At 67.2% G+C, this 19,780-nt stretch carries 16 protein-coding genes; 10 read left to right on the forward strand and 6 right to left on the reverse strand.

Annotated elements, in window-relative coordinates; genetic code table 11:
* Positions 1-90 precede the first annotated feature (90 nt).
* The 7 genes from RW112_RS13605 to RW112_RS13635 all read left to right on the forward strand — a co-directional run bounded on the left by RW112_RS13605 (position 91) and on the right by RW112_RS13635 (position 9,559).
* The gene (locus RW112_RS13605) at positions 91-1,059 is read left to right on the forward strand and encodes an SDR family NAD(P)-dependent oxidoreductase (RefSeq protein WP_317782291.1); all 969 of its coding nucleotides are present in this window, start codon (positions 91-93) and stop codon (positions 1,057-1,059) included.
* Between the two features lie 2 nt (positions 1,060-1,061).
* Complete coding sequence (locus RW112_RS13610) at positions 1,062-1,955, forward strand: amidohydrolase family protein (RefSeq protein WP_317782292.1); 894 nt, start codon at positions 1,062-1,064, stop codon at positions 1,953-1,955.
* Position 1,956: 1 nt separating this feature from the next.
* Positions 1,957-3,180 carry an acyl-CoA dehydrogenase family protein gene (locus tag RW112_RS13615; protein WP_317782293.1) on the forward strand — a complete coding sequence of 408 codons (1,224 nt, stop codon included), beginning with the start codon at positions 1,957-1,959 and terminating at the stop codon, positions 3,178-3,180.
* A 134-nt stretch (positions 3,181-3,314) separates the two neighbouring features.
* Positions 3,315-3,770, forward strand: a complete 456-nt coding sequence (locus tag RW112_RS13620; RefSeq protein WP_003798928.1) for a MaoC family dehydratase — start codon at positions 3,315-3,317, stop codon at positions 3,768-3,770.
* Positions 3,771-3,825: 55 nt separating this feature from the next.
* Positions 3,826-5,202, forward strand: a complete 1,377-nt coding sequence (locus RW112_RS13625) for an MFS transporter (protein WP_317782294.1) — start codon at positions 3,826-3,828, stop codon at positions 5,200-5,202.
* Positions 5,203-5,244: 42 nt separating this feature from the next.
* Positions 5,245-6,837, forward strand: a complete 1,593-nt coding sequence (locus RW112_RS13630; protein WP_317782295.1) for a long-chain fatty acid--CoA ligase — start codon at positions 5,245-5,247, stop codon at positions 6,835-6,837.
* Positions 6,838-6,967: 130 nt separating this feature from the next.
* Positions 6,968-9,559, forward strand: a complete 2,592-nt coding sequence (locus RW112_RS13635; protein WP_317782296.1) for an ATP-dependent Clp protease ATP-binding subunit — start codon at positions 6,968-6,970, stop codon at positions 9,557-9,559.
* A 66-nt stretch (positions 9,560-9,625) separates the two neighbouring features.
* On the opposite strand, the gene RW112_RS13640 is transcribed toward RW112_RS13635, so the two are convergent.
* From RW112_RS13640 to RW112_RS13650, 3 genes are read right to left on the reverse strand one after another with little or no spacing between them, the layout of a single operon-like run.
* On the reverse strand, positions 9,626-10,108 hold the full coding sequence (locus RW112_RS13640; protein WP_317782297.1) for a DUF3237 domain-containing protein: 483 nt from the start codon (positions 10,106-10,108) through the stop codon (positions 9,626-9,628).
* Positions 10,105-11,862: a CocE/NonD family hydrolase gene (locus tag RW112_RS13645; protein ID WP_317782298.1), complete on the reverse strand. Its 1,758-nt coding sequence runs from the start codon at positions 11,860-11,862 to the stop codon at positions 10,105-10,107. The genes RW112_RS13640 and RW112_RS13645 overlap by 4 nt, the downstream gene beginning before the upstream one ends.
* Positions 11,859-13,229, reverse strand: coding sequence for an MFS transporter (locus tag RW112_RS13650; RefSeq protein ID WP_317782299.1), 1,371 nt, complete (start codon positions 13,227-13,229; stop codon positions 11,859-11,861). The genes RW112_RS13645 and RW112_RS13650 overlap by 4 nt, the downstream gene beginning before the upstream one ends.
* A gap of 179 nt (positions 13,230-13,408) precedes the next feature.
* On the opposite strand from RW112_RS13650, the gene RW112_RS13655 reads away from it, so the two are divergent.
* Positions 13,409-14,338 carry a PaaX family transcriptional regulator C-terminal domain-containing protein gene (locus tag RW112_RS13655; RefSeq protein WP_317782300.1) on the forward strand — a complete coding sequence of 310 codons (930 nt, stop codon included), beginning with the start codon at positions 13,409-13,411 and terminating at the stop codon, positions 14,336-14,338.
* A 59-nt stretch (positions 14,339-14,397) separates the two neighbouring features.
* Here the strand turns inward: RW112_RS13655 and RW112_RS13660 are convergent, their stop codons facing one another.
* On the reverse strand, positions 14,398-15,021 hold the full coding sequence (locus tag RW112_RS13660) for a LysE family transporter (protein WP_317782301.1): 624 nt from the start codon (positions 15,019-15,021) through the stop codon (positions 14,398-14,400).
* A gap of 108 nt (positions 15,022-15,129) precedes the next feature.
* Between RW112_RS13660 and RW112_RS13665 the strand changes: the two genes are divergently transcribed.
* Positions 15,130-15,885: a hypothetical protein gene (locus RW112_RS13665; protein WP_317782302.1), complete on the forward strand. Its 756-nt coding sequence runs from the start codon at positions 15,130-15,132 to the stop codon at positions 15,883-15,885.
* A 34-nt stretch (positions 15,886-15,919) separates the two neighbouring features.
* On the opposite strand, the gene RW112_RS13670 is transcribed toward RW112_RS13665, so the two are convergent.
* Positions 15,920-16,735, reverse strand: coding sequence for a methyltransferase domain-containing protein (locus tag RW112_RS13670; protein ID WP_305942596.1), 816 nt, complete (start codon positions 16,733-16,735; stop codon positions 15,920-15,922).
* A 63-nt stretch (positions 16,736-16,798) separates the two neighbouring features.
* Complete coding sequence (locus RW112_RS13675) at positions 16,799-17,380, reverse strand: MarR family winged helix-turn-helix transcriptional regulator (RefSeq protein WP_317782303.1); 582 nt, start codon at positions 17,378-17,380, stop codon at positions 16,799-16,801.
* Between the two features lie 182 nt (positions 17,381-17,562).
* On the opposite strand from RW112_RS13675, the gene RW112_RS13680 reads away from it, so the two are divergent.
* On the forward strand, positions 17,563-19,779 hold the full coding sequence (locus RW112_RS13680) for an MMPL family transporter (RefSeq protein WP_317782304.1): 2,217 nt from the start codon (positions 17,563-17,565) through the stop codon (positions 19,777-19,779).
* Position 19,780: the final 1 nt, after the last annotated feature.

Below are 19,780 nucleotides of genomic sequence, written 5' to 3' on the forward strand. Positions count from 1 at the left end.
CATTTTCAACTATCCATCATTTCATGGATACAGAACAGCATCCCACGCCGAGAGCCGGGATGCACAAGGTCAGCTAGCAAAGGAGCAGCCATGAGCCTGTCAGGCAAAGTAGCAATCGTCACCGGAAGCGGCAGGGGCCTTGGCCTGGCCTACGCCCGGGAGCTCGCCCGGCAGGGTGCCGCCGTCGTCATCAACGACGTCGACGCCGAGGTGGCCGCGGAAGCAGTCCGGACCATCGGGGCCGACGGCGGGAAGGCCGCCGCCGTGGTGGCTCCCGTGGGAAGCACTGAAGTTGCCAAACAGCTGGTGCAGGCCGCCGTCACGGAGTTCGGCCGCCTCGACATCCTGGTCACCAACGCCGGCATCCTCCGCGACAAGAGCCTGCTGAAAATGACCGACGAGGACTTCGACGCCGTCATCAACGTCCACCTCCGTGGCACCTTCACCTGCGTCCGGGAAGCGTTCGCCTACTTCAAGGAGAACGGCATCGCAGGCCGGATCATCACCATCGGCTCGCCCACCGGCCAGCGCGGAAACTTCGGCCAGACCAACTACGCAGCCGCCAAGGCCGGCATTTTGGGCATGGTCCGAACCTGGGCCCTGGAAATGAAGAAGGCCGGCGTCACCGCCAACGGCGTTATCCCGGTGGCCGCCACCGCCATGACCAAGACCGTCCCGTACTTCCAAAAGGCAGTCGAGGCGGACGAGCGCGGCGAGGCCATGCCGGCTTTCTTCCGCCATGACCTCGGTTTCGGAACGGCCGACGACGTCTCCGGGCTGGTCGCGTTCCTTGCCTCCGATGAGGCAGCCGGCATTACCGGCCAGGCCATCGGGGCCGGCGGTGACCGGCTGCAGCTCTGGACCCACCCCGAAGCTGCGGCCACCGAATACCGCGAGGGCGGCTGGCGGTACGAGGACCTGGTGGAGAACTTCGGCCCGCTCTTCGGCAGCAGGCTGCAGTCAGTCGGCGAGGAATTCCTCCCGCTGCCCGAAGGCTTGGAGCCCGAGGCGCAGCCCGCACCCGCACAGCCTGCCGCAGCCCCTGTGAAGGTGGGCTAGCAATGGCTGCCACCCGCTACGAACTCGGCATCGACGCCTCGAAGCTCGACGCGATCGACATGCACGTCCACCTCGAAGTGGACGGCCACGGCCACGAGTCACTGCCGCCGGCGCTGACCGAGGCGTCAGCCAAGTACTTCAAGTCCGAGGACCGCACACCGTCGCTGGACCGCATCGCCGAGGTGTACCGGGAACTGAACATGGCCGCCGTCGTGTTCACCGTGGACGCACGGACCCAGCTCAAGCACGAACCCAACAGCATTGAGGACCTGATCGCCGGCGCGGCCAGGAACAACGACGTGCTGATCCCTTTCGGCAGCGTGGATCCGCGCACCGGCGCCGACGCCATCCAGGGCGCCAAGCGCCAGGCCATCGACCTGGGGGCCCGCGGCTTCAAGTTCCACCCCAGCCTGCAGGGCTTCGACCCGTCGAACGAACAGTTCTATCCGCTGTGGGAAGCCCTGCAGGAACTGGGCCTGCCGGCAATCTTCCACACCGGACAGAACGGCATGGGAGCGGGGCTTCCCGGCGGGTACGGCATCAAGCTGGCCTACTCCAACCCGCTCCTGCTGGACGCCGTGGCCGCGGACTTCCCGGAACTGCGGATCATCATGGCGCACCCGTCCGTGCCGTGGCAGGACGAGGCGAACTCGATCGCCACGCACAAGTCCAACGTGTACATCGACCTCTCCGGCTGGTCGCCCAAGTACTTCCCGGAATCGCTGGTGCGCATGTCCAACTCGGTGCTGCAGGACAAGGTCCTGTTCGGCACGGACTTCCCGCTCATCACGCCGCAGAAGTGGCTGGCCGCGTTTGCCGACCTGCCGCTCAAGGACGAGGTCCGGCCCAAGATCCTCAAGCACAACGCCGTGCGCCTGCTCGGACTGGACGGCTGAGATGACCACGACGACGGCGGAACCCACCGTGGGTGCCGCGGAACGCCTCTACGAAGTGGCCGACTACTACGACGCGGAGTCCCTCCTCACGGAGGACGAGCGCCGCGTCCTGGGCAGGCTTCGCAGCTTCCTGGACCGGGAAGCGCGGCCCCTGCTGGCCGATTACTGGGAGCGGGGCGAATTCCCCACGCAACTGGCACAGCCCCTGATCGACCTGGACCTGATGGAACCGGCGGACCTGACGGGTGGTCCGGGCAGCAGGCCTGCGCGCGGCATCTACCAGGGCTTCCGGATCTTCGAACTGTCCCGCACGGACGCCTCGCTGGCCACCTGGTACACGTCCCAGGCCGGGCTCTTCCGGACCGCCATCCGGGTGGGTGCCTCGCCGGAGCAGCAGGCCGCGTGGATGCCGAAGGTTATCGACTTCTCGCTCAAGGGCGTCTTCTCGCTCACCGAACCCGACTCCGGCTCGGACATCGCCGGCGGACTCTCCACAACGGCCCGCCGGGAGGGGGATTCGTGGGTCCTGGACGGTGCCAAGCGCTGGATCGGCGGGGCGGTCAACGCTGACGTCCTGGCGGTCTTCGCCAGGGACCAGGAAGACGGCCAGGTGAAAGCGTTCCTGGTGGACCGCGAATCGGAGGGCGTGACGCTGGAGAAGATCCACGGCAAGACCGCCCTGCGGATGATGCAGAACGCCCACATCACCCTCGAGGGCGTCCGCGTGCCGGAAGCCATGCGGCTGCACAACGTGAACTCCTTCAAGGACGTGGCCGCGATGCTCCGGGCCATGCGCTCGGACGTTGCCTGGATTGCCACCGGCGTCCAGGCGGGCGCGTTCGAAGCCGCCCTCCGCTACGTGACGGAACGCCGGCAGTTCGGCCGCCCAGTGGGATCCTTCCAGCTGGTCCAGGAAAAGCTGGCCCGGATGCTCGGCAACGTCACATCCTCGCTGTCGCTGGTGGTCCGGCTGACCGAGCAACAGGCCAAGGGCATCTACCGCGACCAGGATTCCGCCCTGGCCAAGATGCAGACCTCCCTGCTGATGCGCGAAACCGTGGCGCTGGCCCGCGAAGTGGTGGGCGGCAACGGCATCACCCTGGAAACGGACGTCGCCCGGTTCCACGCCGACGCCGAAGCCGTCTACTCCTACGAGGGCACGCACGAAATCAACGCGCTCATCGTGGGCCGCGCCCTCACCGGCGAAAGCGCCTTCACCCGCTGAGCGGCCCGAACTGAGGCGCCCGAACTAAACCGCGCCAGCACGCACCCAACCGAACAGCAACTGAAACCCGACGGCGGAAGCACCGCGCCGCCGTCGTAATTCCCCACACCCAAAAACCGCCCCAGGAGGCAAAGATGCCCAATCTCGTCGTCGACTTCGACAAACTGCTCACGCTCGCCGGGACCGACCTCGGCGTCACCGAATACCGCGAAATCACGCAGGAACAGATCAACAAATTCGCCGACGCCACCGGCGATGACCAGTGGATCCACGTGGATCCGGAACGCGCCAAGGACGGCCCGTTCGGCGCCCCCATCGCCCACGGCTTCCTGACGCTCTCGCTCATCATCCCGTTCTGGGGCGAGCTGTTCGACGTCGACGGCGTCACCACCAAAGTGAACTACGGCCTGGACAAGGTCCGCTTCACCTCACCGGTCAAGGTGGGCTCGCGGATCCGCATGCGGGCCACCATCGCCGAGGTCACCGAGGTCAAGGGCGGTGCCCAGATCAAGGTGTCCAACACCATCGAGATCGAAGGCCAGGAGCGCCCGGCCGTCGTGGCCGAATTCCTGGCCCGCTTCTACAAGTAAGCCGCATTTTCACGTCCCAAAACCCGTTTTGTCCCTCTGTCCTAAAGGAACAGCCATGTCTGGACTCACTCAGCTTCACGCCATGGGTACGGCCGAACGCCGCAAGGAAGCGCGCACGGTCATCGCCTCCAGTTATCTGGGCAGCACCATCGAGTACTACGATTTCCTCCTCTACGCCACGGCCGCCGCCGTCGTCTTCCCCAAGGTCTTCTTCTCCGGAATGGACGACTGGGTGGGTGTGGTGGCCGCCTACGGCACGTTCGCTGCCGGCTACGTGGCACGCCCGCTCGGCGGGGTCATCTTCGGCCACTTCGGTGACAAGTTGGGCCGCAAGGGAATGCTCATCGTGTCCATGCTGGTCATGGGCGTGGCCTCCACCCTGATCGGCCTGGTCCCGGACGCCTCCGTGGCCGGCCCGTGGGGCGCCGTGATGCTGGTGATCCTCCGTGTCTTCCAGGGTATCGCCGTCGGCGGTGAATGGGGCGGCGCCGCCCTGATGGCGCTGGAACACTCGGAGTCCGGCAAGCGGGGCTTCGCGGCGTCGTTCGTGAACGCCGGAGCCCCCACGGGCGCCGTGCTGGGCACCTTCATCATGGGGGCATTTTCCTCCCTGCCGAACGAGCAGTTCCTCGCCTGGGGCTGGCGCGTGCCGTTCCTGCTCTCCTTCGTACTGCTGGGCGTGGGCATGTTCGTCCGGCTCAAGGTTTCCGAGAGCCCCATCTTTAAGGCCGCGCTCGAGCAGGAAAAGCGCGAACAGGCTGAAGGTTCGCAGGCACAGGATTCCCAGCTGACCGGTTCCGCCCCGGCCCGCCGCGAAATTCCCCTCCTGCAGGTGCTCCGCCGGCCAAAGACCCTGATCTTCACCATGCTGGCCGGAGCGGCAGGGTTCGCGCTGCAGGTGGTGCTGGCAACGTTCGCTGTGACCTTCGCCGTCTCCAAGGGCGCGGACCGCCAGGGTGTGCTCTATGCCTACGCGGCGGCGTCCCTGATCTCCATCGTCTTTGTTGTCCTGGGCGGAAGGCTTTCGGACAAGCTGGGCCGGCGGCCCGTGATGGTGGGCGGACTGGTGGTGTTCATCGCCTACCTCGTACCGATGTTCCAGCTGCTGTCCTCCAACAACATCATGCTGATCTTCGTGGCGTTCGCAGTGGGCCTGATGATCCACTCCATGCTGTTCGGTCCGCTCGCGGCCTTCGTCTCCGAACAGTTCGGCACCACCTCCCGGTACACCGGCGCCTCGCTGGGCTACCAGCTGGCAACGCTGCTCGGGGCCGGCTTCACCCCGGGAATCGTGGCGCAGATCTTCAAGGATTCCGGCCAGAACACCGGTGCGGTGGTTTGGTACCTGGCCGTCATGTCCGTGGTGTCGATCGTCTTCATCCTGCTGACCAGGGAACCCAAGAACAACGATCTCCAGACCGTCCGGCTCTGATCCGGCCGACAAGTACTACCGTTTTATTAGAAAGGACTTGCCGTGGAAAATTTTGGCATCGGCTCGTGGCTGCAACGGCGCCGCCCGAAGTCGGGCAACAAGGCAGCAATCATCGCCGGAGACCGGGAGGTCAGCTACGAGCAACTGGCGGAACGTTCCGTCCGGCTCGCCAACGCCTTCCGTGACCGCGGCGTCTCGCGCGGGGACCGGGTGGCATACCTGGGGGAGAACGATCCGTCCTTCCTGGAGACGCTCTTCGCCTGCGGCCTTGCCGGAGCGGTCTTCGTTCCGCTCAACACCCGGCTGGCGCCGCCGGAAATCCAGTTCCAGCTCAGGGACTGCGGCGCTGCGCTGCTGGTGCATGCTTCGAGCCTTTCCGGCCTGGCGGTCCGCGGCGGCGAGGGGACGGCGGTGGGCCGGCGGATCGCCGTCGACGACGCCGCTGTGACAGGAGATCGCACCGCTCCGGCGGGAAGCGGGACGGAAGGCACGACGGCGGCGGAGGACTATGAGGACGTCGTCGCCTCCGGCTCGACGACGGCCCCGGACGAGCCGGTGGGCCTGGACGACGGCGCCATGATCCTTTACACCTCCGGAACAACCGGACACCCCAAGGGCGCCCTGCTGACCCACGGAAACATCACCTGGAACTGCCTCAACGTGATTGTCGACTTCGACTTCGCCTCCACGGATGTGGCCCTGATGATCTCCCCGATGTTCCACGTGGCGTCCCTGGACATGGGCGTCCTGCCCACCCTGCTGAAAGGCGGGACCGTGATCCTCGAACCCAGGTTTGACCCGCTCCGCACGCTTCAGCTCATCGAACGGCACCGGGCCACCACCATCAGCGGGGTGCCCACCACGTACCAGATGCTCTGTGAACATCCCGCCTGGGACGCCACGGACCTCAGCTCCCTGAACAAGCTGACCTGCGGCGGATCAGCCGTGCCGCTGCGCGTGCTGGATGCCTACGAGAAGCGCGGGCTGCGGTTCTCCAACGGCTACGGAATGACCGAAACGGCGCCGGGGGCCACCACGCTGCCGGCGGCGCGGTCCCGGGACAAGGCCGGATCCTCCGGCCTGCCGCACTTCTTCACGGAGGTCCGGGTCGCGGACCTCACCGATCCCGGTGCGGGCGCCGCGGCCCCGGGCACCGTGGGGGAGATCCAGATCAAGGGCCCCAACGTCATCCCCCAGTACTGGAACCGGCCCGACGCGACGGCCGACTCCTACACCGGCGACGGCTGGTTCAAGTCCGGCGACATGGGCTACAAGGATGACGACGGCTTCGTGTTCATCTCGGACCGGCTCAAGGACATGATCATCTCCGGCGGCGAGAACATCTATCCGGCCGAAGTGGAGCAGGCGATCACCGAGCTGGATGCCGTGGGGAGTGTGGCCGTGATCGGCGTGCCGGACGACAAATGGGGCGAGGTGCCGCGGGCCGTAGTGCTCCTGCGGGAAGGGGCGCAGCTGAGCGAAGAGCAACTGCGGGCCCACCTGGACGGCCGGCTGGCCCGGTACAAGATCCCCAAGTCGGTGGTGTTCGTGGAGGAGATGCCCAGGACTGCCAGCGGCAAGATCCGGAAGGCTGACCTGCGCAAGCTGGCGCCGGCGAACGGCCAGCTGCAGTAAGCGCGAACGGGCAGTTGCGGCCCGGGGGCGGGGCGCGAACGTGCAGTTGCGGCCCCGCCGCCGGACCGGGAATAATCTCCGTAGCTAGAGACTTGAGTCAATTGCACTCAACTTTACCTACGGAGGGTACATGCCAACGTTTTTTGGACCTGCCGGTACCGGCAGCGGATCGTTTGACGAGTTCCTTGCGCGCTACCTGCAGGGCCAGCGCGCGGCCCGGTCCGGGCGCCCCACGGACATTACCAGGCTGCTGAGCCGCCGCACCCACGAACTGCTCTCGCTCGCGGGCCAGTTCGCCGTGGACCTCGGACACGGCGATGTGGATGCCCTGCATGTCCTGCGGACCATGGCAGGGGCTGAGCCGGCCGTCAGCTACGTGCGCCGCGCCGGGGCCGACCCCGCGGCCGTGGCCAAGGCGGCTGAAGAACGGCTGCCGGAGAAATCCGCCCGGGCGGTGACGGCAGCTCCTGCGCTGACGCCGTCCGCGCAGCGGGCCCTGCTCGATGCCTACCAGGTTGCGCGGGCGTTCGGTTCCACCTACATCGACCCGGAGCACCTGTTCTTCGCCCTGGTGCTGAACCAGGACGCTCCGGCGGGGCAGGTGCTCGCAGCGGCCGGCGTCACGCCCGAATCCTTCCAGGCCGGGGCACGCGAGGCGGACAGCGGTGAACAGCCCGGAAACGGCCGCCCCGGAACTGCCCCGGCAGGGGAACCGGGAGCCGCTTCTGAGACCCCGACGCTGGACACCTACGGGACGGACCTCACCGCCCTGGCGCGTTCAGGCGGCCTGGACCCGGTCATCGGGCGGGCCGACGAGACGGCCCAGACCATCGAAATCCTGGCCCGGCGCACCAAGAACAACCCGGTGCTGATCGGCGAAGCCGGCGTAGGCAAGACGGCAATCGTGGAAGGCCTGGCCCAGGCCATTGCCAACGACACCGTGCCGGAACAGCTCCGCAACAAGCGGGTCATTTCGCTGGACCTTCCCGCCATGCTCGCAGGGACCCGCTACCGCGGGGACTTCGAAGAGCGCCTGACCAAGGCGATGGACGAAGTGACTGCCAACGCGGGCCGGCTCATCCTGTTCATCGACGAGCTGCATATGGTCCTCGGGGCCGGCGGCGCGGGCGAGGGCGGCATGGATGCAGGCAACATCCTGAAGCCGCGGCTGGCCCGCGGCGAACTCCACGTTGTGGGTGCCACCACGCTGAACGAGTACCGCAAGGTGGAGAAGGATCCCGCGTTTGAGCGCCGCTTCCAGCCCGTCCAGGTAGGGGAGCCCGCCATTGAGGACGCCGTGCAGATCCTCTCCGGACTGCGCCAGCGGTACGAGGAACACCACGGCGTCCGCTACACCGACGAGGCGATCAGGGCCGCCGTCGAACTGTCCGCCCGTTACGTGGCGGACCGGTTCCTGCCGGACAAAGCGATCGACCTTATCGACCAGGCCGGGGCAAGACTGAGCCTCAAACTCGGTGCCCGGCAGGACGTCGCGGCCCTGCGCGAACAGCTTGCGGCGCTCGAGGAATCGAAGAACGCCGCCATAGCCGCCGAGGACTTCGAAGAAGCCTCCCGGCTGCGCGACGAGGCGAAAGCGCTGAAGGAGAAGCTCGACGGCGGTGCGGCCGGCCAGGAAGCCCGCGGTGACGTTTCCAGCGACGCTGCCGCCGCCGTCGTCGGCGAACCGGAAATTGCCGAGGTCATCTCGCGTGCAACGGGCATCCCGGCCAGCCGGATCACCGAGGGTGACCGGGAGCGGCTGGCCAGGCTGGAAGAGGACCTGCACCAGCGGGTCGTCGGCCAGGAGGACGCCGTGAGCCTGATTGCGAAGTCCGTCCGGCGGAACCGCACGGGCATGGGCGCTGCCGGCCGGCCGATCGGGAGCTTCCTGTTCCTGGGCCCCACCGGCGTCGGCAAGACCGAACTCGCCAAGGCCCTGGCGGGCTCGCTGTTCGGAAGCGAAGATTCCATGATCCGCTTCGACATGAGCGAGTTCGGCGAGCGGCACACCGTGAGCCGCCTTGTGGGTGCCCCTCCGGGGTACGTAGGTTACGACGAAGCCGGCCAGCTCACAGAGCGGGTACGGCGCAATCCGTACTCGATCGTGCTGCTCGACGAGATCGAAAAGGCGCATCCGGATGTGTTCAACCTCCTGCTGCAGGTGCTCGACGACGGGCGCCTGACGGACGGCCACGGACGCACAGTGGACTTCCGCAACACGGTGGTCATCATGACCTCGAACCTCGGCTCGGAGTTCCTGGCCAGCAAGGCCGGGCCCACCGGGTTCACCGCTGCCGGCGAGGGGAGCGCCTTCGGCTCGGAGAAGGCCCTGCGCGGCCGTGTCCTGGCACGGCTGCGGGAATCGATGCGGCCTGAGTTCCTGAACCGCATCGACGAGATCGTGCTGTTCCGCAAGCTGGACCAGGCCCAGTTGCGCCAGATCGTGCGGCTGATGCTCAACGACACCGAAGCCCGCCTGCGCGCGCAGGGGATCGCGCTGTCCGTCAGCGAGGACGCGGTGGACTGGATCGCTGAGCGGGGCTACGAGCCCGAGTACGGTGCCCGGCCCATGCGCCGCGTGATCCAGCGCGAACTCGACGACCGGATCGCCGATCTGCTGGTGGGCTCCGGCCTCACGGCCGGAGGACAGGTCACCGTCTCCGCGGACGGGCCTGAACTCGTGGTGGTTGCCGGCAGCCCGGAGGTTCCGCTGGCCGCGTAGTGCGGGCAGCGCGAACGGACAGTTGCCGGCCGGGCCGCGTCCTGCCTCAGGCGATGACGTCCGGCCTCAGTCGATGAGGAAGATCCGGATCAGCACGCGGTCCGGATGCCGTTCGCCGGTTCCCACCGCGAGTCGCCCGTTCAGCCATTCCCATTCAGGAGCGGCCGTTGTGAGCCGGGGCCAGCAGCGGAAATAGATGCTGCCGGCGTCAACGGTTTCGCCGCGGTTGAGCCGGGCAATGTCTTCAGCGCTCCCGTGGCGCAGCGCCGAATTGTGCACGTAGATGCGGTGGCCGTCGCGGGTCTCCAGGACGTAGCGGGCATCCAGCTCCGTCAGCGTTGGGCTGCGGAGGAGCTGGTAATCCGCGCCGCCCGGAATGACGCGCCCGTTCAGGGAGGGGCCGGTAACGGTTCCGCCGGTGATGGGTATGACGCGCCGGTGGCCTTCAGGTGTTGGCCCGACGTCGATCGGCTCACCGACCGTGACCGAGAGTTCCGCCAGGAAGGTCAGCCCCGGAGCTGCGGGAGTTTCCGGCGGCGGCGCGCTCACAGGATTTCCGCCGTCAGCCGGCTCGGGTGGTCCGGGCCTAAGAGGACGGTCTGCCGGGCGACCAGGGTGTCCGCGGAATCGTAGGCCAGCTTGCCGGTGTTGAGGTTCCGGTCCCAGCGCGGATGGCAGCTTGACGTGACCTGGACGCGGAGCCGATCGCCCGGGGCAAACGTGTAGGCGGTCTGCCACAGGTTCACGGTGTATTCGTACGTCTTGCCGGGCTCGATCAATGACGGCTCATGGCCCTCCTGGAACAGGCCGGTCCCGGCGTGGCTGTCCCGCCAGGACGCACGGATGATTCCGTCGGCAATGCCCAGCGAGGTCCCGTCCGGCGCGACGCGGCAGAGCCGCACCACAAAATCGGTGTCGACGGCGGTGGAGGCGGCGAAGAACGTGGCGGTGACTTCGCCGAACAGGGTGACGGGTTCCTCGAACGCTTCCGTGGTGAAAGTGAGGACGTCCGCGCGGGCCTCGACGGCGTGCTGCACGGCGGGACCCGCGGGAAATGCCCCGTGGATCATGGTTGCGCCGCCCGCGGTGGGGACCGGGTCCAAGGGGTCATAATCGTAGTCCGCGGAGCCGCCGAGCCCCGGGGTGTCCCGCAGTGACCCGTCCGCACCGAGGAACCAGGACCTGTGGCCGCGCGGCGCGGGAAGCTCGTCGAAACCGCGCCACTGGTTCTCGCCCATGAAATACAGCAGCACGGGCGGGACGTTCCTGATCCGCCCGGGCTGGTCCTTGAGCACGGCGTCGAACCAGGCCGTGTGGAGCCCGGAAAGGTCGCCGAGGCCGTTCATCACGCCCCCGGCCGCGTTCAGCCCGAAGCTCACATCGGGGTAGCTTCCGGAGAAGTTCGTGTGGGTCCACGGGCCCACGATCAGCCGGGGTTCGGGTGCAGCGCCGGTCCGGCTATGCTCCAGCTGCATTGCGTACTGGGAGAGGGTGCTGGGGCAGAAGATATCGAACCAGCCGCCGATGTGCATAGTGGGCAAAGGCACCGGCCCCCTGGAAGCTTCGTCCCACAGCTGCGCAAAGCTGTTCCCCGGTGATTCTCCGGCCGACGGAAGAACGTGGCGGTTCATAAAAGTGCCAAGCCGTGCGGAGAGGTCCCGGAGTGGCAGTGTGCCGAATGCGCTGCCATCGGAAAACGAGCGGTCCAGGTCCAGCCACGTCTGGAACTCCTTGTCCCGAAGTTCAGGGTCGCCGGCAAATTCGCGCAGGACTTCGTTGGCCGAGGCCGAGGCGTGGCCCCAGCTGAAGCGGCTGCCGAGCTCGTACGCGCCGCCACGATACAGTGAGCCGTTGTTTGCGTTGGCCCCGGCGGAGATGCCGGGTGAGAGGGCGGCGAGGCCGTCCGGTGCCAGGGATGCGGCACGCCACTGCGTCTCCGCGAAGTAGGACCTGCCCCACATCCCTACGGCACCGTTGGAGTACGGCAGCCGGGCTGCCCACCCGACCGTTGTGGCGCCGTCGGACGCTTCATTGGCGGACGGGTCGAAGACGCCGTCGGAACCGAAGCGCCCGCGGCAGTCCTGCATGATCACGGCGTAACCCGCTGCCGCGACCGTTACGGGGTTGAAGTAGGCGGAGTTGACGGCGAGGTCGCGTCCGTAGGGTGTCCTGGTGAGCAGGACCGGGCACGGTTTCCCGTCCGCCGGGCGGTACACCGTGGACCGCAGGATGACGCCGTCCGGCATCGGGGTTTCGACGTCGTGTTCAATGAGCACTGGTTTTAGCGCGGTGCGCGGTGTCACGGACGGTCCCCCGCAATTCCCAGTGCCTCGGTGGGGACGTTGTAGGTTTCCTTGACCCAGATGGCGGTGACGGCCGCCGAAGCGAGGCAGCAGGCCGCGGTGAAGGCGGCCACGGGAATCCAGCCGGTGGGGCCGGGCTGGACAATGGCCGCTGCGATGGCCGGTGCGAAACCGGTGACAACGAGGCCCAGCTGCGAGGCTGTGGCGGCACCGGAGTAGCGGATCTTCGTTGGGAACATTTCAGCTGTCATGGCCGGGCCGAGCGGGTTGACCATTCCGTAGCCCACGGTCATGAAAAGGATGCCGCTGGCGTAGATGAGCGGCACCGAGGCGGTGCTGATGGACCAGAAGAAGACGAAGGCGGCCACGGCGCAGATGAGGTTGCCCGCGATGAAGACCGGCTTGCGGCCGATCCTGTCGGCGAGGATGCCCGCGGACGGCTGGGCGACAACGGCCAGCCCCGCCGTGAGGATGGTGACCCCCAGCATCGCCGGCGCCGGGACGCCGAACTTGCTCGTGGCGTAGGCGAGGCCGAATGCGGCGAAGACGGACGAAACCACGCTCCAGAGCCCGAAGAAGATGACCTTGATGATGGTCCGCCAGTGATCGCGGAGGACCACCTTGATGGGCAGTTCCTTCTCGGTCTCCGCTTCCTTTGCGGCTTCGAACACCTCCGATTCGGGCAGCCGGGCGCGGATGTAGAGTCCGACTCCGACCACGAGGATGCTGGCCAGGAACGGCAGGCGCCAGCCCCAGCTGAGCAGGTCCTCCTGGGGGAGCATCGACACGGCCAGGAAGGCCAGGGAAGCCAGCATGATGCCGGCAGCCGCGCCCGTGTTGACCCAGCTGCTGTAGAAGGCCCGCTTATTGCTCGGGGCGTGTTCCATGGTCATGGTGACGGCACCCACCGATTCGCCCGCAGCGGATGCTCCCTGCAGGGCCCGGAGGACAACCAGGAGGATCGGGGCCGCCGCGCCGATGGCGGCGGTCGGCGGCAGGCAGCCGATGAGGAAGGTGGCTACGCCCATCACCACGAGCGTCAGCACCAGCATCTGGCGGCGTCCGATCCGGTCGCCGTAGTGCCCGATCACGCTCGCGGCCAGCGGACGGACGACATAGCCGATGCCGATGGTGGCCATGGACAGGATGGTGCCGAGGGCGGGGTCGATCCCGGGGAAGAAGATCTTATTGAAGATCAGCGCCGAGGCCGACCCGTAGATGAAGAAGTCGTAATACTCCAGGGTGCTGCCGATGAAGCTGGCGGTGGCGGCACGGCGGGCGTGTTTTGTTCCCTGGTGGGAATCTGGGCGGGCCTGTTCCGGGGGCGGCGTCAACGGCGTCGGCGGAACGATGGGACCAGCGGTCATTGCGGATCTCCTAAGAGGACAAGGGGAGGAAAGCTCTGGGGGCTCGCATGCTGAGCTGAGCGACGGGGTCGGCTGTGGCCTCCGTCACGCTCTGGATAGATAGTATGCACTTGAATCAGCGTCCGTCAATAAACGTGCAAGCTTTAATCGACTGCCCCTGCTGGCATGATGGAGGCGTGATGAGCAAGCCCCCGGCCTCCGGACCCGGCATGGATCCGGACATGGCCATTGATTTTCCCCGTCCCCTGAAGGGTCCCTCCAGCCAGCACCAGCTGGTGACGCTGCTGGTGGACTACTGGTTTGCGAGCGACGCCTGGCTCCCCTCGCGGCTCATCGCCGCCCTGGCCGCGGACCTTGGCATTACCGGCTCCGCCTCAGCCACGGCACTGAGCCGCCTGGCCTCCCGGGGCGTGTTGGAACAGTCCAGCGCGGGGCGGACCTCCCGCTACCGGATCACCGAAGGTGCACGGAAACGCCTGCGCGGCGGACTGGAGCAGGTTTCGGCTTTCGGGGAACAGTCCCGGCATTGGGACGGCAGCTGGACGGTTATTGCTTTCTCCATCCCCGAGACGTCACGGGACGTCCGTGAGCTGTTCCGGTCGCGCTTGCGGTGGCGCGGATTCGCACCGCTGTTCGGCGCCGTCTGGGTCTCGCCGAGGGACCACGCTGCCGAGCTCGAAACCACCTGCGAGGCCTTCGGCGTGGATGACTACGTCATTTTCCGGACCGCCGATTCCAGCCTGCGCGGCAAGAAGCTCATTGACGCCTGGTCGCCGCAGGAGTTCAGGGAGCAGTACCAGCCGTTTATTGACAGGTTCAGGCCATGGCTGGAAAGGCTCGACGCCGGGACCGTGGCTCCGGCGGACGCCCTGCGGGTCAGGACCGAGCTCATGGATGCCTGGCGGGCTTTCCCGTGGAGCGACCCCGACCTCCCCGCCGAGCTGCTGCCCGAGGCCTGGCCGCGGACCGAAGCGCGTGACCTGCTGGTCCGCCTGTATGACGGGCTGGCGCCTTCCGCCCTGGCCTTCGTTGAAGAGGCCGTCGCCAGGGAGGCTCCGGAGCTGGCGGGTTCCGCCCGGGCCGTGTCGGTGCGCTCCGGCAGCTACTGAGCGCGAACGGACAGTTGCGGCCCTCTCGGTGAAGCAGGCAGCGTTCCCGGGCCGCCGGACTAGTGGATCAGCGCCAGCATGACGCCCACGGCCACGAAGAGCACCCCGAACGTCCGGTTCAGGATCTGCTGCCCGTGGGCGTTGTGCGTGAAGCGCTGGAAGGACTTGGCTGCGGCGGCAAAGAAGAACCACATCACCACGATGTCGATGACCACCACCGTGGCCGTGAGGACCAGGTACTGGGGCAGCAGCGGCTGCTCCGGCATGATGAACTGGGGCATGAAGGCCAGGAAGAAGACCACGGCCTTGGGGTTGAGCAGGTTGACCCACAGGCCCCGGCGGAACATGGAGCCGGCAGGTTCGTTGCGTAGCTCGGCCGCTTTCTCCTGGTCAAGGTCCGGCTTGTGCAGGAACTGGCGGATGCCCAGGTAGACCAGATAGGCCGCCCCGGCGTACCGGATCACATTGAACGCCACGGGCGAGCTCGCCACCAGGACGCCTACGCCCAGTGCGACGATCACCACGTGGACCACCAGTGCGGCCTGCTGGCCCAGGATTCCCCAGATGGCGCGCCGGAAGCCGGAATTCAGCGAGTTGCTCATGGTGTTGATGGCACCCGCTCCGGGTGTGAAGCTGATCAGGACGCCGGCGCCGGCCAGGGCCAGCCAAAGGGAGGGTTGCACCCATCCAGTTTAGGGGAGCTACGATGCAGTCAGCCGTACCCTTGGTTTGCCGGGGCCGCGGCACGAGGCTGCTTCATCCGGGAAGCAGTCCATGGCTTGGGGGAGTCGATGAACAGGATCGTCAGTACGGTTTTCGCAGGGGCGGTCCTGATGACGGCGGCCTCCTGCGCGGCGCCCAACCCGGCTTCCGGGCAGCGCGCGGCGGCTTCGCAGAGTCCGGCTTCGTCGCAGAGTCCGGCTGCTTCACAGAGCCCGGCTTCGCAGCCCGCGGTCGCACCGGCTGCTTCGCCACCGGCCACGTCCCTCCCGAAGGGGGCGTTCAGCCATCCTGACTACTACGCCATGCCGGGCCAGGAGATCACCTTCAACGTCTCGGCGTCGCTGCCCCGGGGTGTCACCGTTGCGCAGTACGAATGGGACTTTGACGGCGACGGCGTGACTGACGAAGTCGGCCCCATCCCCGTGGCGGCGCACACGTTCCATGAGGTGTTCGAAGGAACCGTGGAAGTCAGGATCACTTATTTCACGGGCGGTTCGACGACGGCCTCGGCCGCCGTCCATATCGGGCGCGGACCATGGGACGGGTTGCCGGCAGCGCCTCGCAACGTCACGGTTGTGGTGACGGCGGAGTTCGACGGCGTGAGTACAGTTCAGGTCTCTTGGGAGCCCAGCGAAGCGGAGCCGTACCGTTGGGGCTTGACCGTGGACGGCATTCCGGCGGGACTGGTGGAGGGCAGTGCGCGGACCGCGACCATAACCGATGTCCACAGGGGCCGCGCGGTCGAAATCGGCGTCGTCGGGTTCACAGCCGGCCAAGCCATGGGAGATTCCGCCAGCGTCACACTTCCCGCACGGGACGGCTGACCCGATCCGTCGGTAGCCGGACTGCCGGCGAAGCTCAGGCCCGTGCGATGACCTCGCCGTTGGGGATCAGGAACCAGCCGTCGTCGGTGGAACCCCAGCGGTGCCAGCCCGCGGAGATCCTGGCGAGGTCAGCGGCGTTGGCGAAGCCGTACTCCAGTGCCTGGTCCGCGAAGGCGGAATGCAGGACGCGTTCACCCCAGACCCTGGCCTGCCAGCGGCGCTGCTGTCCTGTGGCATACAGCCAGTTGCTGCTGGTGGGGGCCACGTCCGTAAATCCTGCGGCCTGCGCCCACGAGACCAGACGCCGGCCGGCGTCCGGTTCGGCGCCGTTGCGGCGGGCAATGCGCTGGTACAGTTCCATCCATTCGTCCAGTTCCGGGATGGCGGGGTACCAGCTCATGCCGTGGAAATCGGCGTCGCGCACTGCCACGATGCCGCCGGGCTTGGCCACGCGGCGCATTTCGCGCAGGGCCTCCACCGGGTCCGTCAGGTGCTGAAGCACCTGGTGGGCGTGGACGACGTCGAACGTTTCGTCATCGAAGTCCAGGTCGTAGATATTCCCGGCCACGAACTCGACGTTCTCCACCCCGCGCTCGGCGGCAAGCTCGGTGGCGTGGGTGATCACATCCGGGGAACGGTCCAGCCCGGTCACGTGTCCGGGCGCCACAAGGCCCGCGAAGTCGCACGTGATGCTGCCCGGCCCGCAGCCCACGTCCAGCACGGACGTGCCCGGGGTGAGGTACGGGATCACGAACGCGGCGGAATTCTCGGCCGTCCGTGAGGCATGGGCGCGGACCACGGACTCGTGGTGACCATGCGTGTACACGTCTTCAGGCTGCTGTGCACTCATAAGGAAACGCTACCGCTCCGGCGGGAAAATGCGCGGCAATCCGGCTGACCAAAACAGGGCCGGTTAGTCCTGCCCCGCCGCTTGCTGTGCCGCCGCACCCGGCCCGGCCGCACCAGGCCCGGCCGCACCAGGCCCGGCCGCACCCGGCCCCGCCACACCCGGTCCCGCCGCTTCCTGCGCGGCGCGGATGGTGGCCCGGGTCATGGACTCCATGAAGCGGGCCGCCACCTCCAGCTCCTCGGGGGTGAATTCCGCCATGGCCGCGCCCATGTGGCGGGCCAGCGGCAGGAACATGGCCCCGCCGTCGCGGTAGGCCTTTTCCGTCATGCGCAGCTGGACCTGCCTGCGGTCCGAACCCTGTCGTTCGCGCACCACGTGTCCGGAGGTGTGCAGCCGGTCGATGAGCGCCGTGGTGGCGGGGGAGCTGAGGTTGAGCTCCTTCCGGAGCACGCCCGGGGTGACCACTTGGTCCTTGGCAGCATGCCGCATGATCACGGCGAGTGCGTTGAGGTCCGTGCGGTGCATATCGTTGCGCCCGCCGGCCGCGTCCACGTAGCGGTTGGCCTCGAGCGTGAACTCCTGCAGCAGCCGGACCAGGCCCGGGGGTGCAGCCGGTCCGGGGCGCTCGGCAAGGTCTCCCGACACGGCGTCCCTCCTTGCTGCGTGGTTTCGCAGGCTCCTTGCCTGCGGAAATCTGTTGGCTCCGCCAAGATTCTCTCACCGACGGAAAGTTAATCGACTATTTACGTCCCGCTATTTATCTCCATAATAGAGATAGTCTACGATAGAGTAGATTCTACTCCTCCGAGGAACCACCAGAAGGACACATGAAACAGAGACATCCCGGCACTGCGCGCGTTCCGTTCTGGCTCCGCTGGCTGGTCCCCGTATTGCTCGTGATTACCTGGCTTGCCATTGCGGGGATTGGCGGCCCCACCTTCGGCCGCCTGGAGGAAGTGTCCTCCAATGACCAGGCTTCTTTCCTGCCCGCCAGTGCGGAGGCTACGGAGGCCCAGGACTGGCAGGCCAAGTTCAGGGACTCGGATGAGATTCCGGCCGTGATCGTCGTCGAAAGCGAAACCGCCTTCACTCCTGCTCAGCTGGGGGAGGCGGCTGCCCTCAAAGCCAAGCTCGAGGAGCTGCAGGCGGGCAGTGCGGTCATCGGACCCATCCCGTCGGAGGACGGCGAGGCCGTCCAGTTCGTGGTGCCCATTTCCTCCTCGGGGGAGGTCAAGGAGATCGTCCAGGAGCTCCGCGACGAAGTCCAGGCGTCGGCGCCGGAGGGTATGCAGACGTTCGTCACGGGTCCGGCGGGGCTGACAGCGGACCTGGTGAGCGCCTTTGCGGGCATTGACGGCATCCTGCTGCTGGTGGCCCTCGCCGCAGTGTTCATCATCCTGCTGATTGTCTACCGTTCCCTGCTCCTGCCCATCGCAGTGCTCTTCACCTCGGTGTTCGCACTCTGCGCGGCCATCCTGCTGGTGTTCGGCATGGCCAAGCTCGGCTGGATCCAGCTCAGCGGCCAAAGCCAGGGCATCCTCTCCATCCTGGTGATCGGCGCAGCCACGGACTACGCGCTGCTGTATGTGGCCAGGTTCCGTGAAGCGCTGACCCACACCACCAACCGCACCGCGGCCGTCCTCACCGCGTGGAAGGCCTCCTTCGAGCCCATCCTGGCCTCCGGCGCCACGGTGATCATCGCCCTGCTGTGCCTGCTGTTTTCCGACCTGAACTCCAACAAGGCGCTGGGCCCGGTGGCTGCAGCCGGCATCCTCTGTTCGCTCTTTGCGGCACTCACGCTGCTCCCGGCGCTGATGGCGCTGCTGGGCCGCACGGCCTTCTGGCCGTTCCGCCCCAAGCTGGTCCCCGACGCCGAACGGGAACCCCGGTTCGTCACCGGCCTCGAAGGCCAGAAGGGACTGTGGCGCGCCACCGGGTCCCTTGTTGCCCGCCGGCCCCGGGCCGTCTGGGTCGCATCGGTGCTCCTGCTTCTGGTGGCCTCCGCGGGCATCCTGCAGCTCAAGGCCAACGGTGTGCCGCAGACCGATGTCATCCTCACCGCCTCCAATGCCGTGGACGGGCAGGACGCGCTGGCGCGCCATTTCGACGCCGGATCCGGCAGCCCTGCGGTGATCGTCACCGACGAAGCGAAGGCGCAGGAGGTGCTGGACAAGACCAAGGCGACGGGCGGCGTCGGTGATGCCTACCTTCTGGCGGAGGGGAGTGTCCCGATCACAGGGGCCCCGGGCGCTCCAAGCACGCCCGATGTCCGCGAAGGAAGAGTGCTCATCAACGCAACCCTGAACTACGCGGCGGACTCCAATGACGCCGAGAACGTTGTGGTGAAGCTCCGCGAGGAACTCAAAAAGATCGACGACGGCGCGCTCGTGGGTGGCGTGACCGCGACGGCCCTGGACACCAACACCACAGCCCAGCGGGACCTGCTGGTGATCATCCCGGTGGTGCTCGCCGTCATCCTGCTGATCCTCATGCTGCTGCTGCGCTCCGTGCTGGCCCCGGTCCTCCTGGTGGCCTCGGTGGTTCTCTCCTACGCCGCCGCGATGGGCGTTTCGGCGCTGGTGTTCAACAACATCTTCGGGTTCCCGGGCGCGGATGCCACGGTGCCGCTGTTCGGCTTCGTGTTCCTGGTGGCGCTGGGCGTGGACTACAACATCTTCCTCATGAGCCGGGTCCGGGAGGAATCCCTCAAGCACGGCACCAGGCCGGGGATCCTGCGCGGCCTCGGTGTGACGGGCGGCGTCATCACGTCCGCCGGGGTGGTCCTCGCCGCAACGTTTGCGGCGCTGGGCGTCATTCCCATCATGTTCCTGGTGCAGCTCGCCTTCATCGTCGCCTTCGGGGTGCTGCTGGACACTGTCCTGGTCCGTTCGCTGCTGGTCCCGGCGCTCTCCTACGATCTGGGCCGGCGGATCTGGTGGCCCAGCAGGTTGGGGCGGCTGGCCGACGACGAGCGGGCGATTGCCGGATCACGCGGCGACGAGGCCGGTCTGGAAACCGATCTGGAGGGCGCTTCGCGCAGCTAGG

It is taken from the genome of Arthrobacter sp. B10-11 (assembly GCF_033142195.1).
Classification (GTDB): Bacteria; Actinomycetota; Actinomycetes; order Actinomycetales; family Micrococcaceae; genus Arthrobacter; species Arthrobacter oryzae_C.